Source organism: Streptomyces boluensis (genome assembly GCF_009908195.1).
GTDB classification, from domain to species: domain Bacteria; phylum Actinomycetota; class Actinomycetes; order Streptomycetales; family Streptomycetaceae; genus Streptomyces; species Streptomyces boluensis.
In genome coordinates this window covers 1-14,116 of record NZ_JAAAHS010000193.1, presented here as the reverse complement: position 1 = coordinate 14,116, position 14,116 = coordinate 1, and the positions used below count along the sequence as shown (strand labels likewise).

Sequence of the window (14,116 nt, the reverse complement as noted above, 5' to 3'; positions counted from 1 at the left end):
CCGGGGGCGGGGGAGGTGGGGAGTGGCGAGGAGGCTTCAACCGCCGACCATGTCAAGCCGATCCCGGAGACAGATCGCACGACCCCAGCTTCACCACACCGCGGTGCCGGGGAGGGTCCGGTTCACCGCCTGAGTCCTGGAGAAGGCGAGGACTTGAGCATGGGATCCACTTCAGCAAGTAACGGTCATGAGGGCCTCGGACGCCGTGATCTGATCAAGCGGTCGGCGGCGCTCGGTCTGATATCCGTGCCCGCGATGAGTTTCCTCTCGGCGTGTGCGAGCGGCGACGGCGGCACCGACGAGAAGGTCGACAAGGGGACCAAGTCCAAGGAGAACCCGCTCGCGGTCAACGAGAGCGCGCCCCTCGACTTCGTGCTCTTCGACGGCGGCTTCGGCACCCAGTACGCCAAGGACGCGATCAAGGTCTACGAGAAGAAGTTCCCCAAGGCCAAGGTCAAGTTCACGCCCACGCAGAAGATCCAGTCGACGCTGCAGCCGCGGTTCAACGGGGGCAACCCGCCGGACCTGATCGACAACTCCGGTGCCGAACAGATGGACATGGGCGTCCTCGTCGGCAAGAAGCAGATCGCCGACCTCACCGCGCTGATGGACGCCCCCTCCGTCGACGACCCGGCCAAGAAGGTCCGCGACACGCTGCGGCCCGGCGTCCTGGAGATGGGCCAGTTCGACGGCGACAAGGTCTGGATCATGTACTACGCGTACACGGTCTACGGCGTCTGGTACTCGGGGAAGGCGCTCGACTCGCTCGACGCCGAGTACCCGGAGACCTGGGACGACATGCTCAAGGTCTGCGCGAAGGCCAAGAAGAAGGGCATCGCGCCCTGGACGTACGCGGGCAAGCACCCGTACTACATCCCCTTCGCGCTGTACCCGATGATCGCCAAGGTCGGCGGCCGCGAGGTGCTCGACGCGATCGACAACCTGGAGCCCAACGCGTGGAAGCACCCGGCCGTCAAGGCGTGCTTCGAGGCGTACTACGAGCTGTACAAGAAGGGCTACATCCTCAAGGGCACCCCGGGCCTCGACCACATCCAGTCGCAGACCGCCTGGACCGAGGGCAAGGCACTCTTCCTGCCGAACGGCTCCTGGGTGGAGAACGAGGCGGCCAAGACCATGCCGGGCGACTTCGACCTGAAGGTCTCCGCGCCGTCCGGCCTCGACTCCTCGGACAAGCTGCCGTTCGGCACCATGTGGGCCTCCGGCGGTGAGCCGTTCATCGTCCCGTCGAAGGCGAAGAACCCCGACGGTGCGATGGAGCAGCTGCGCCTCATGCTCAGCGAGGAGTCGTCGAAGAACTTCACCAAGTCCGTGAAGTCGCTGACCGCGTTCGACGGCGGCACCGACGGCATCGAGCTCACCCCCGGCCTCAAGTCCGGTGTGGCCGCGCTCGAAACGGCCGGTGAGAACGTCGTCAACCCCCGCATCCAGGACTGGTACGTCGCCCTCCAGAAGGAGAAGATCGGCGTCGGCGGTCTCGGCGAGATGATGGCGGGCCGCCTTACCCCGGCCGAGGCCATCAAGAAGATCCAGGGCTACGCCGACGAGGCGGCCAAGGACGACTCGATCAAGCACTACAAGCACCAGTGAGGCGACGCCGGGGATCGTGGGCGGACGTCCACGGTCCCCGGCTCGGGACGCACTGCACCAGCGGTGGCGGCACCCGCGGGGAAGATCGGGGTCGGTAGGAAATGCAACACGGTAAGTACCGTTTCATCACGGGGTTCTTGGCGGCCCCGCTCGCGCTCTACGTGCTTTTCGTCATCTGGCCGTTCATCCAGTCCATCTTCTATTCGTTCACGGACTGGAGCGGACTGAGCCCCGAGTTCAAGATGGTGGGCTTCGACAACTTCACGAAGATGTTCCAGGACGATGTCTTCTGGAAGTCCCTCCAGCACAGCCTGATGTTCGTCGTTCTGCTGCCGCTCGGCACCCTCTCGCTGGCGCTTTTCTTCGCGTTCATGCTCAACGTCGGCGGGCGGCACCGTAAGAACGCGGCCATCTCGGGCGTACGGGGCTCGGCCTTCTACAAGGTCGTGTACTTCTTCCCGCAGGTGCTCTCCATCGCCATCGTCGCGCTGCTCTTTCAGTTCGCGTACAACCCGAACAGCGGCGCGATCAACTCCGGGCTGCAGGCAGTGGGGTTGGGCAGTGTCCAGCCGGACTGGCTCGGTGACCCCGACCTCGCTCTGTGGTGTGTTTTCGCGGTGCTCGTCTGGTGCACGGTCGGATTCTTCGTCGTGCTGTTCTCCGCGGGCATGGCGTCCATTCCGAAGGACTATTACGAGGCCGCGCTCCTGGACGGCGCCAACCGCATCACTACATTCTTCAAGATCACTCTGCCGCTGCTCTGGGACACCGTGCAGTCCGGCTGGGCCTACATGGGCATCCTGGCGCTCGGCGCGGAGTCGTTCGCGGTGGTGCAGATCATGACCGTCGGCCCCAACGGCGGTGGCCCCGACTATTCGACGACCGTCCTTCCGCTGTACGTCTACCAGAAGGCGTTCCGCGACGGTCAGGCTGCCTATGCGACGACGATCGGTGTCGCCCTGCTCATCGTGACGCTGCTTTTCGTGGCGGTCGTGATGCGGATGGGCCGGCGCGAGCGGCTGGAGTACTGATGAAGACGACCGACATACCGCCCGCCGACGCCGCCGAGCAGCGCCCCGCCGTCACGAAGACGAATTCCGGTCCTGTGCCGCCCGCGAAGTCGTCCGAGGGCAGGACGCTCAACGTCTTCTCGCACGGAATGCTGATCCTCTGGGCGTTCATGGTGGTGCTGCCACTGCTCTGGGCGGTCATGACGTCCTTCAAGGACGACAAGTCCATCTTCTCCTCGCCCTGGGCCCTGCCGGACACCCTGCATTTCGAGAACTGGTCACGCGCCTGGACCGAGGCGCACATGAGCGACTATTTCCTCAACACCCTGATCGTGGTGGGGTGTTCGCTCATCGGCACGATGTTGCTCGGCTCGATGGCGGCGTACGTCCTGGCCCGCTTCGAATTCGTCGGGAACCGTTTCATCTACTTCCTCTTCATCGGAGGAATGAGCTTCCCGATCATTCTGGCGCTCGTGCCGCTGTTCTACGTCATGCAGAACATGGCGCTCCTGAACACGCTGCCCGGCCTGATCCTCGTCTACATCGCGTACTCGCTGCCGTTCACCGTGTTCTTCATGACGTCGTTCTTCCGTACGCTCCCTTCGTCGGTGGCGGAAGCGGCGTTCGTGGACGGGGCGTCGCACACCCGGACGTTCTTCCAGATCATGCTGCCGATGGCCAAGCCGGGCCTGATCAGCATCACGATCTTCAACTTCCTGGGGCAGTGGAACCAGTACATGCTGCCGACGGTGCTCAACAACGAACCGGAGAACAAGGTCCTCACCCAGGGCCTCGTCCAACTCGCCGTCAGCCAGGGCTACAAGGGCGACTGGTCGGGCCTGTTCGCGGGCCTGGTGATGGCGATGCTGCCGGTCCTCGGGGCGTATGTGGTGTTCCAGCGGCAAGTGGTCGCGGGGCTTACGGCTGGGGCGTTGAAGTAGGCGGCCTCCCGGTGGACATGGTCGTCGCGGCACGGGACGGCATCCGGCTCCCGTGCCGGGACTGGGGCGGTACGGGACCGAGCCTCCTGCTGCTTCATGGACTTGCCGGGCACGGGGGCGAATGGGGCGTGCTGGCACGGGAGTTGACGCCACGGTTCCGGGTGGTCGCGGTCGATCAGCGGGGGCACGGCCGCGCCGACCGGCGGCCGGGCGACATGTCCCGCGCGGCGTTCGTCTCCGACGTGGTGGCGGTCGCCGGGCAACTGGAAATGCACCGCCCCGTCCTGGTCGGCCAGTCCCTCGGTGGCCACACCGCGATGCTGACCGCCGCCGCGCACCCGGACCTCGTCCGTGGCCTCGTTCTGGTCGAGTCCGGCCCCGGCGGCGAGAACCCGCGCGCCGCCGAGGAGTTGGGCGCCTGGCTCGACTCCTGGCCGGCCCCGTTCCCCTCGCGCGCGGCGGCCGTCGCGTTCTTCGGGGGCGGGCCGGTGGGGGAGGGCTGGGCGTCCGGCCTGGAGGAACACGACGGTGCCTGGCACCCGCGCTTCGACCGGGACGTCCTGGTCGAAGCGCTCGCGGAGAACGCCCAGCAATCCTTCGAGTACGCCTGGCGCCGGGTCGCCTGCCCTGTACTCCTGGTCCTCGCCCGTACGAGCTTTCTGCCTCAGGAGGCCGTCGACGCGATGCTCCGGCAACGGCCCGCCACCCGCGCGACGAGCGTGCCGGGCACGGGCCACGACCTGCATCTGGAGCGGCCGGATGTCCTGCGGGGGCTGATCGAGGAGTTCATGGCGGGACTCGGGCAGCCCTGACCGCACACGTTCACCCGGCGTTGGGCCGGTGAATCACCGCTGGATGGCCCCCAGACCCTTCTGCAGGTCCTCAGCGTTCATGATCGGGTGTATCTCGATCTTCGCTCCGAGCTCCGAGAAGAAGGGCTCGGCGATGCTGGGCATCTGCGAGCTGTCCTGCATGTCGAAGACGAACGTGCAACAACGGCCGCCGTCCGAGGGCCCGAAATAGGCCGCCTCGGGCTTGAGGGTCTCCGTCAGCTCCTGTACGAGCTTCTGGAGACTGCCGTTCTTGATCGCCTCGTTGGAGATCTGGGTGTCCAGTCGTGCTCTCAGCATCATCCTCATGGCGTGCGCTCCTCGGGTGCGACGGACCGGAGCGACGCTCTCCGCGATCACTGGAATCCGGTGACGTCACTTCAAACTCTACGCGTACCCGCCAAAGCCTCAACTTGTCAGTACAGATATGTGAATTGTGGAATTTTCCTTACCATTTCGGCACCATTCCGGCCGCTCCCGCATGGCGCTCCGCACACCGCACGTCGACCCGACCGGGGCGCCGCACCTGCACAACCTCGCCGGACAGGGCGGGAGTTCACGGCTTGTACGCCCGCGCCCCGAGCGGCCGCACCAGCGCGTCCTGACCTCGCCAGGGGACGCCTCCCCGATCCGAGCTCGCCCGTATCCACATCGCCCACCTGCGGCTCACCAACGACACCGCCCCCACGGACGCGCTGCGACTCCGCACCGCGCAGGTGGGGAACGGTGCCGAAACGGCGTCCCGCGCGGGTTCGCCCGGGAACGTAACTCCGTCAAGGGCTTGACGGGGATTGTCCCTGGAGGCTGAGCTTAGGGTTTACAAGTTTTACTAAGCCGGAGCCTCAGAGAAGCGGCCCCGGCAAGGGAGGTCGTCGTGGAGACTCCGGGGTCGCAGTCATCGCTGCACCGGGCCAATCTCGAACGGGTCGTACGGGCCGTCCGGATGGCGGGATCACTCACCCAGGCGGAGATCGCCAGGACGACGGGCCTCTCCGCGGCCACGGTCTCCAACATCGTGCGGGAACTCAAGGACAGCGGGACCGTCGAGGTCACGCCGACCTCGGCGGGCGGCCGCCGGGCCCGCAGCGTCTCGCTCAGCGGGGACGCGGGCCTGGTCGTGGGCGTCGACTTCGGCCACACCCACCTGCGCGTCGCCATCGGCAACCTCGCGCACCAGGTGCTCGCCGAGGAGGCCGAGCCGCTGGACGTCGACGCCTCCGCCGCGCAGGGCTTCGACCGGGCCGAGGAGCTGGTCAACCGCCTGATCGAGGCGACCGGAGTGGATCGCTCCAAGGTCGCGGGCGTCGGCCTCGGCGTGCCCGGACCCATCGACGTGGAGACCGGCACGCTCGGCTCCACCGCGATCCTGCCGGGCTGGCAGGGCACCAACCCGGGCCGCGAGCTCTCCGCCCGCCTCGGCGTCCCGGTGTACGTCGACAACGACGCCAACCTCGGCGCGCTCGGCGAGCTGGTCTGGGGCGCGGGCCGGGGCGTGAAGGACCTCGCGTACATCAAGGTGGCCAGCGGCGTCGGCGCCGGGCTCGTGATCAACGGGCAGATCTACCGCGGCCCCGGCGGCACCGCGGGCGAGATCGGGCACATCACGCTCGACGAGTCGGGCCCGGTCTGCCGCTGCGGCAACCGCGGCTGCCTGGAGACCTTCACCGCCGCCCGGTACGTACTGCCGCTCCTGGAGTCCAGCCACGGTTCCGGTCTGACGATGGAGAAGGTGGTCGCCCTCGCGCGCGACGGCGACCCGGGCTGCCGCCGGGTGATCGCCGACGTGGGGCGGCACATCGGCAGCGGTGTCGCCAACCTGTGCAACCTGCTCAACCCCTCGCGGGTGGTGCTTGGCGGTGATCTGGCCGAGTCCGGAGAGCTGGTGCTCGCGCCGATCCGCGAGTCGGTGGGGCGGTACGCGATCCCGAGCGCGGCACGGAAGCTGTCGGTGCTGCCTGGGGCGCTCGGCGGGCGGGCCGAGGTGCTTGGCGCCCTCGCGCTCGCGCTCAGCGAGATGGGCGACTCGACACTTCTCGACGGCAGCCTGTCCGCGCCCACCCCCGCGCCCAGTACACCCGCTACACCCGCCTTCACTTAGATAACGGATGGCACCGTTGTCATCTCGTTAAGGATTTACTCCTTGACGCTGCTGTGGCGGCCGAGTTGACTTCGAGCCACCTCGGCCGCAACGACGCGGCCTCGTCAGGGAGGCACCCCTTATGAACGCAATGACGCGCCGCGTCGTCATAGGCACCGCGACCGTTTCCATGGCGCTGGCGATGACCGCGTGCGGCAAGGCCGGAGACGGCGAAGAGGGCAGCGGCGGCGACAGCAAGACCATCGGTCTGCTGCTGCCGGAGAACAAGACCACGCGTTACGAGACCTTCGACCGCCCGATCATCGAGGGCAAGATCAAGGAGCTGTGCTCCGACTGCGAGGTCAAGTACAACAACGCGGCCCAGGACACCGAGACCCAGAAGAAGCAGTTCGAGGCGCTGCTCACCGAGGGCGTCAAGGTGATCATCCTGGACTCGGTCGACTTCAAGGCCACCAAGTCCTGGGTGCAGAAGGCCAAGGACCAGGGCGTCAAGGTCGTCGCGTACGACCGGCTCGCCGAGGGCCCGCTCGACGCGTATGTCTCGTACGACAACGAGAAGATCGGCCGCCTGCAGGGCGAGGGTCTGGTCAAGTCGCTCGGCGACAAGGCCAAGGACGCCAACGTCGTCATGATCAACGGCTCGCCGACCGACCCGAACGCCCCGCTGTTCAAGAAGGGCGCGCACACCGTCCTGGACAAGCAGGTCGGCAAGATCGTCTACGAGCAGGACATCCCGGACTGGTCGCCGGACGAGGCCAACAAGAAGATGGCCGCCGCGATCGACTCCCTCGGCAAGGACGGCTTCGACGGCGTCTACTCCGCCAACGACGGCATGGCCGGCGGCATCATCACCGCCCTCGACAAGCGTGACGTGGACGTCCCGGTCGGCGGTCAGGACGCCGAACTGGCCGGTCTGCAGCGGCTGTTGAGCGACAAGCAGTCGTTCACGATCTACAAGCAGATCAAGCCGGAGGCCGAGACCACCGCCGAGATCGCCGTCCGCCTGCTGCAGGGCAAGGACTTCAAGGACCTGACGCCCACCAAGGTCGACTCGATCAGCGGCGACTTCAAGGGCACCCCGGCGAAGCTGTACGACGCGCAGATCGTGACCAAGGACGAGATCGCCGGGACGATCATCAAGGACAAGGTCTACAAGGTGAGTGAGCTCTGCACGGCGGAGTTCGCGAAGGCGTGCGCGTCCGCGGGCATCAAGTAGTCGTGGTTCGGCACCCGTTGCTTGTTGCTGTCGGCTCGGGTGCCGTCCCCAAGTTGGCTTTGCGCGGCACCCGTTGCCTGTAGCCGTCGGCTCGGGTGCCGTCGATCGCCCTCCGGGCTCGTCCTCAATCTCCCCCAGCTAACGCTGGGAGGTGCCCCCAGACGGGCTTATTTCCCAAACACCTCCGGCGCCCGCGCGTCGCGTCCACCCCGCCAGTGGCGGGCGGGTGCCGGAACCCCCCTCGTATCTCGTAAGTCCCCGCCCATCAGGCGGTGAAGGAGATGATTCACGTGTCCGCTACGCCCGTGCTGGCGTTGCGCGGAGTCTCCAAGCGGTTCGGTGCTGTGCAGGCGCTCACCGACGTGCACCTGGAGATCCACGCCGGTGAGGTGGTCGCCCTGGTCGGCGACAACGGTGCCGGTAAGTCGACCCTCGTCAAGACCATCTCGGGGGTCCACCCGATCGATGACGGCGTCATCGAGTGGGAGGGCAGGCCGGTGCGCGTCAACCGGCCGCACGACGCCCAGGACCTCGGCGTCGCGACCGTCTACCAGGACCTGGCGCTCTGCGACAACCTCGACGTCGTCGCCAACCTCTTCCTCGGCAACGAGCTGCGGCACGGCTCGGTCCTGGACGAGATCGCCATGGAGAAGCGGGCCAAGGAGCTCCTGGACACGCTCTCCATCCGCATCCCCAGCGTCCGTATCCCGGTGGCAGCGCTCTCCGGCGGTCAGCGGCAGGTCGTCGCCATCGCCCGCGCCCTGGTCGGCGACCCCAAGGTCGTCATCCTCGACGAGCCCACCGCGGCGCTCGGCGTCGAGCAGACCGCGCAGGTGCTCGACCTGGTGGAGCGGCTGCGCGAGCGCGGCCACGCGGTCATCCTCATCAGCCACAACATGGCCGACGTGCAGGCCGTCGCGGACCGCGTCGCGGTGCTGCGCCTGGGCCGCAACAACGGTGTCTTCAACGTCTCCGACACCTCCCACGAAGTGATCATCGCCGCCATCACCGGTGCCACGGACAACGCCGTGACCCGCCGCAAGGCGCGCATCACCACGGACAGCACGGTCACGAAGGGGGACGCGAAGTGAGCGACCTCGCGAAGAACAGCGGCACGGACCTGAAGAAGGACGCCGCGACCACAGGCACCACGGACGCCGCCGCGACCACAGGCACTACCGACGCCCCCGAGGCCGTCGCCGCCACCAAGGCCCCGGTCGACACCGGAGCCGCCCCCGTCCCCGCCGTCGACCCCCGCCTCCTGGTCCGCCAGGAGGGCCTGAAGGGCTACTGGACGGAGTTCAAGCGGAAGATACGCGGCGGTGAGCTCGGCTCCCTGCCCGTGATCGTCGGCCTCATCATCATCGCGGTCGTCTTCCAGGCGCAGAACGACAAGTTCCTCTCCGCCAGCAGCCTCACCAACATCGCCGTCTTCACCTCCGGCCTCGGCATCATGGCCGTCGGCATCGTCTTCGTCCTGCTGCTCGGCGAGATCGACCTGTCGGTCGGCTCGGTGGCGGGCATGGGCGCCGCGGTGTGGGCGGTCCTGAACGTCAGCAACGGCTGGGGCGACTGGACCTCGGTCCTGGTCGCGATCCTGTGCGGCCTGGTCATCGGCGCCCTGCACGGCTTCTTCTTCGCCAAGATCGGCGTCCCCGCGTTCGTGGTGACCCTCGCCGGGTTCCTCGGCTGGAGCGGTCTGCAGATCTGGCTGATGGGCAACGAGGGCAGCATCAACGCGCCCACCGGCGGCGTGGTGGAGAACCTCACCGGCTACTTCTTCGAGGACAAGGCCGCCGCGTACGGCCTGGCCGTGGTGGCGATCCTCGCGTACGCCGGTTCGCTGCTCCTGGACACCAAGCGCCGCAAGGCCGCCGCGCTCCCGGCCCGCCCGCTCAGCGAGATCCTGCTGCGCACCGGCGTCGTCGCGGTCCTGGTGCTCGCCGCCGCGTACGTACTGAACGAGCTGGAGGGCTCCCGCGGGCTGCCGCTCGCCCTGGTGCTGTTCCTGGCCGTCCTGGTGATCGCGGACTTCGTGGCCCGGCGCACCACCTTCGGCCGCCAGGTCTTCGCGGTCGGCGGCAACGCGGAGGCGGCCCGCCGCGCCGGTATCAGCGTCGACCGCATCCGCATCACGGTCTTCGCGATCTCCGGCATGCTCGCCGCGTTCGGTGGCCTCTTCATCGCCTCGCTGTCCGGCGGCGCGACGAAGAACCTGGGCTCCGGCAACACCCTGATGCTGGTCATCGCCGCCGCCGTGATCGGCGGCACCAGCCTCTTCGGCGGCCGCGGCAAGGTCTGGTCCGCGCTGCTCGGCATGCTGGTCCTGCAGTCCATCCAGCAGGGCCTGAACCTGCTCGGCATGGCCAGCGAGATCCAGTTCATGATCACCGGCGCGGTGCTGCTCGCCGCCGTCGTGATCGACTCGGTCTCCCGCCGTACGCAGAAGACCGCGGGCCGCGCGTAAGCACGTCCCTTAGTGCCCGGCACCGGACTCACACCCCGGTGCCGGGCACAGTGCTGTCCGGAGGCTACGCGCCGGGCCGAACCCGTACGGCTCAATGGGTGACCCACCCGACGGCGGTCGCCGCGAGCGGAACATTAGACTCGACAGACCCGGCACAGCTCGAACAGCTCGACTCGAACAGCTCGACCGAACCATAGAAACTAGGAGGCACGGGTGGGCTTGCTGACCCGTATCAAGGGGCCGCGTGATCTCGACCGGCTCAGCCACGAGCAGCTCGACCAGCTCGCCGCCGAGATCCGGAGCTTCCTCGTCGACGCGGTCTCCAAGACCGGCGGCCACCTGGGGCCGAACCTGGGCGTGGTCGAGCTGACCATCGCCCTGCACCGCGTGTTCGACTCCCCGAAGGACAAGGTGCTGCTCGACACCGGGCACCAGTCCTATGTGCACAAGCTGCTCACCGGCCGCCAGGACTTCGCGAAGCTGCGCGCCAGGGGCGGCCTGTCCGGCTACCCCTCGCGTGCCGAGTCCGACCACGACGTGATCGAGAACAGCCACGCCTCCACGGTGCTCGGCTGGGCCGACGGTCTCGCCAAGGCCAACCAGGTACGCAAGAAGGACGACCACGTGGTCGCCGTGATCGGCGACGGCGCGCTCACCGGCGGTATGGCCTGGGAGGCGCTGAACAACATCGCCGCCGCCAAGGACCGCCCGCTCGTCATCGTCGTCAACGACAACGAGCGGTCGTACGCGCCCACCATCGGCGGCCTCGCCGACCACCTGGCGACGCTGCGCACCACCGACGGCTACGAGCGTTTCCTGACCCGCACGAAGGAGGTCCTGGAGCGGACCCCGGTCGTCGGCAAGCCGCTGTACGAGACGCTGCACGGCGCCAAGAAGGGCCTCAAGGACTTCATCGCGCCGCAGGGAATGTTCGAGGACCTGGGCCTGAAGTACGTCGGCCCGATCGACGGCCACGACATCGAGGCCCTCGAGTCGGCGCTGCAGCGCGCCAAGCGCTTCGGCGGCCCGGTGATCGTGCACTGCCTCACCGAGAAGGGCCGCGGCTACCAGCCCGCCGAGCAGGACGAGGCCGACCGCTTCCACGGCATCGGCCCGATCCACCCGGACACCGGCCTGCCGGTCAAGACCGCCGCCGCCTCCTGGACCTCGGTCTTCGGCGACGAGATGGTCAAGCTCGGCCGGGAGCGCGAGGACATCGTCGCGATCACCGCGGCCATGCTGCAGCCGGTCGGCCTGAAGAAGTTCGCCGAGCAGTTCCCCGACCGGGTGTACGACGTGGGCATCGCCGAGCAGCACGCCGCGGTGAGCGCCGCCGGCCTCGCCACCGGCGGAGTGCACCCGGTCTTCGCGGTGTACGCCACGTTCCTCAACCGCGCCTTCGACCAGCTCCTGATGGACGTGGCCCTGCACAAGTGCGGCGTCACCTTCGTCCTGGACCGGGCCGGGGTCACCGGCGACGACGGCGCCTCGCACAACGGCATGTGGGACATGTCGATCCTGCAGTGCGTGCCGGGCCTGCGGCTTGCCGCGCCGCGCGACGCCGAGCAGGTGCGGCTGCAGCTGCGCGAGGCCGTCGAGGTCGACGACGCCCCGACCGTGGTGCGGTACTCCAAGGGCGTGGTCGGCCCGGCCGTGCCCGCCGTCGGCACCGTCGGCGGCATGGACGTGCTGCGCAAGGCCGGCGCCGACCGGCCGGACGTGCTCCTCGTCTCGGTCGGCGCGCTCGCCCCGATGTGCCTGGAGATCGCCTCGCTCCTCGACAAGCAGGGCATCTCCACCACCGTCGTCGACCCGCGCTGGGTCAAGCCGGTGGACGAGGCGCTGGCCCCGCTCGCCGAGCAGCACCGCGTCGTCGTCACCGTCGAGGACAACGGCCGTGCGGGCGGCGTCGGTTCGGCCGTCGCGCAGGCCCTGCGGGACGCCGGTGTGGACGTACCGCTGCGCGACTTCGGTATCCCGCCGCGCTTCCTCGACCACGCGTCGCGCAAGGAGGTCATGGCCGAGATCGGTCTGACCGCCCCGGACATCGCCCGCCAGGTCACCGGTCTGGTCGCCAAGCTCGACGGGCGGTACGACAGCCCGGCGAGCAACGGCACGGCGAACGCGAAGGCCGTGGAGCCGGCCCGCGACTGACGCTCCCTCGGTGCCCGAAAGGCCCGGTCCGCGCCTCCCTACGGGTGGCCGGGCCGGGCCTTTCGTGTGAAACTCCTGGTTATCGGGCATACGCGCACAGTCACGCAGCGAAGCGTTCGGTCATGGCGAGCATCGTCGTCAGCAAGGGAGCACGCCCGTGAGCATCAGCCCACCTCCGCCCCGCGGCGGACTCTTCCGCACCAAGACCGTCGAGCAGTCGATCCGGGACACCGAGGAGCCGGAGCACGCGCTCAAGAAGTCGCTGTCCGCGTGGGACCTGACGGTCTTCGGCGTCGGCGTCATCATCGGTACGGGCATCTTCGTCCTCACCGGCAAGGTGGCGAAGGAGAACGCGGGCCCGGCGACCGCGCTGGCCTTCGTCGCCGCGGGCATCGTCTGCGCCCTTGCCGCCCTGTGCTACGCGGAGTTCGCGTCGACCGTGCCCGTCGCCGGTTCGGCGTACACCTTCGCGTACGCCTCCATCGGTGAGCTGCCGGCCTGGATCATCGGCTGGGACCTCGTCCTGGAGTTCGCGCTCGGCACGGCGGTGGTCGCGGTCGGCTGGTCCGGCTATGTGCGCTCGCTGATGGACAACATCGGCTGGCACCTACCGGCGGCGTTCGAAGGGCCGGACGCGCCAGGCGGCACCTTCGACATCCTGGCCTTCATCCTGGTCCTGGTCCTGACCGTGATCCTGGTCCTCGGCATGAAGCTGTCCGCCCGGATCACCGCCGTGGTCGTCGCGCTCAAGGTCACCGTGGTCATGATCGTCATCGTGGCGGGCCTGTTCTTCATCGTCGGCGACAACTACAAGCCGTTCATCCCCGACCCGGTGACCCCGGCGGCCGGCGGCGGCTGGGAGACCGCCCCGATGATCCAGCTGATGTTCGGCTACGAGCCCACCAACTTCGGCGTGATGGGCATCTTCACCGCCGCGTCCATCGTCTTCTTCGCCTTCATCGGCTTCGACGTGGTGGCCACCGCCGCCGAGGAGACCAAGCTGCCGCAGAAGGACATGCCCCGCGGCATCCTCGGCTCGCTCCTCATCTGCACCGTGCTGTACGTGGCGGTGGCGCTTGTCGTCACCGGTATGCAGCACTACACGAAACTTTCCGTCAGCGCCCCGCTCGCCGACGCCTTCAAGGATGTCGGGCACCCCTTCTACGCGGGCGTGATCAGCTTCGGCGCCGCCGTCGGCCTCACGACGGTCTGTCTGATCCTGCTCCTCGGCCAGACCCGGGTGTTCTTCGCGATGAGCCGGGACGGGCTGCTGCCGCGGTTCTTCTCCGTCACCCACCCGAAGTTCCGCACCCCGTACCGGCCGACCATCCTGCTCGGCGTGGTCATCGCGGTCGTCGCCGGCTTCACCAGCATCAACGAGCTGGCGACGCTGGTGAACATCGGCACCCTGTTCGCCTTCGTGGTGGTCGCCTTCGGCGTGATGGTGCTCCGCCGCACCCGCCCCGACCTGCACCGCGCGTTCCGCACGCCCTGGGTGCCGGTGCTGCCGATCCTCTCCATCGCCGCCTCGCTGTGGCTGATGCTGAACCTGCCGGGCGAGACCTGGCTGCGGTTCGGCGTGTGGATGCTCATCGGCATCGTCATGTACGCGGTCTACGGACGCGGCCACAGCCGCCTCGGCGCGGCCACCGCTGGTCCCACCGCTGGTCCCACCGCCGGGGACAGCGACCTGAAGTAGCCGCGCGAGCACCCGCCCGTCGCCTCTCATCTCGGCGACACGGCCCCGCAGTTCCTGCTCCGTCAGGGGCTGCGGGGCCGGATACCTTGGCGC

At 68.2% G+C, this 14,116-nt stretch carries 11 protein-coding genes; 10 read left to right on the top strand and 1 reads right to left on the bottom strand.

All coding sequences use genetic code 11. From position 1 onward, the window contains the following. The first annotated feature begins 159 nt into the window (after positions 1-159). From ngcE to GUY60_RS22540, 4 genes are all read left to right on the top strand, one after another. On the top strand, positions 160-1,608 hold the full coding sequence (gene ngcE / locus GUY60_RS22555; protein WP_161700675.1) for an N-acetylglucosamine/diacetylchitobiose ABC transporter substrate-binding protein: 1,449 nt from the start codon (positions 160-162) through the stop codon (positions 1,606-1,608). A gap of 101 nt (positions 1,609-1,709) precedes the next feature. Continuing rightward, complete coding sequence (locus GUY60_RS22550) at positions 1,710-2,639, top strand: carbohydrate ABC transporter permease (protein ID WP_161700673.1); 930 nt, start codon at positions 1,710-1,712, stop codon at positions 2,637-2,639. Then, positions 2,639-3,559 carry a carbohydrate ABC transporter permease gene (locus GUY60_RS22545; protein ID WP_161700671.1) on the top strand — a complete coding sequence of 307 codons (921 nt, stop codon included), beginning with the start codon at positions 2,639-2,641 and terminating at the stop codon, positions 3,557-3,559. Before GUY60_RS22550 ends, GUY60_RS22545 begins: the two co-directional genes overlap by 1 nt. A 17-nt stretch (positions 3,560-3,576) precedes the next feature. Beyond that, positions 3,577-4,371 (top strand): alpha/beta fold hydrolase, encoded by a 795-nt coding sequence (locus GUY60_RS22540; RefSeq protein ID WP_161700680.1) that lies wholly within the window; start codon positions 3,577-3,579, stop codon positions 4,369-4,371. A gap of 33 nt (positions 4,372-4,404) precedes the next feature. Here the strand turns inward: GUY60_RS22540 and GUY60_RS22535 are convergent, their stop codons facing one another. Further along, complete coding sequence (locus GUY60_RS22535; RefSeq protein WP_187370100.1) at positions 4,405-4,698, bottom strand: DUF3303 family protein; 294 nt, start codon at positions 4,696-4,698, stop codon at positions 4,405-4,407. A 565-nt stretch (positions 4,699-5,263) separates the two neighbouring features. Between GUY60_RS22535 and rok7B7 the strand changes: the two genes are divergently transcribed. The 6 genes from rok7B7 to GUY60_RS22505 all read left to right on the top strand — a co-directional run bounded on the left by rok7B7 (position 5,264) and on the right by GUY60_RS22505 (position 14,023). Next, complete coding sequence (gene rok7B7 / locus GUY60_RS22530) at positions 5,264-6,487, top strand: ROK family transcriptional regulator (RefSeq protein ID WP_161700669.1); 1,224 nt, start codon at positions 5,264-5,266, stop codon at positions 6,485-6,487. A gap of 121 nt (positions 6,488-6,608) precedes the next feature. Then, on the top strand, positions 6,609-7,703 hold the full coding sequence (locus tag GUY60_RS22525; RefSeq protein WP_376771301.1) for a substrate-binding domain-containing protein: 1,095 nt from the start codon (positions 6,609-6,611) through the stop codon (positions 7,701-7,703). 281 nt (positions 7,704-7,984) lie between these two features. After that, positions 7,985-8,794 (top strand): ATP-binding cassette domain-containing protein, encoded by an 810-nt coding sequence (locus GUY60_RS22520; RefSeq protein ID WP_161700667.1) that lies wholly within the window; start codon positions 7,985-7,987, stop codon positions 8,792-8,794. Beyond that, complete coding sequence (locus GUY60_RS22515) at positions 8,791-10,170, top strand: sugar ABC transporter permease (RefSeq protein ID WP_161700665.1); 1,380 nt, start codon at positions 8,791-8,793, stop codon at positions 10,168-10,170. Before GUY60_RS22520 ends, GUY60_RS22515 begins: the two co-directional genes overlap by 4 nt. Before the next feature lie 213 nt (positions 10,171-10,383). Further along, on the top strand, positions 10,384-12,324 hold the full coding sequence (dxs, locus tag GUY60_RS22510) for a 1-deoxy-D-xylulose-5-phosphate synthase (protein ID WP_161700663.1): 1,941 nt from the start codon (positions 10,384-10,386) through the stop codon (positions 12,322-12,324). A gap of 157 nt (positions 12,325-12,481) precedes the next feature. Then, positions 12,482-14,023, top strand: a complete 1,542-nt coding sequence (locus GUY60_RS22505) for an amino acid permease (protein ID WP_161700661.1) — start codon at positions 12,482-12,484, stop codon at positions 14,021-14,023. Positions 14,024-14,116: the final 93 nt, after the last annotated feature.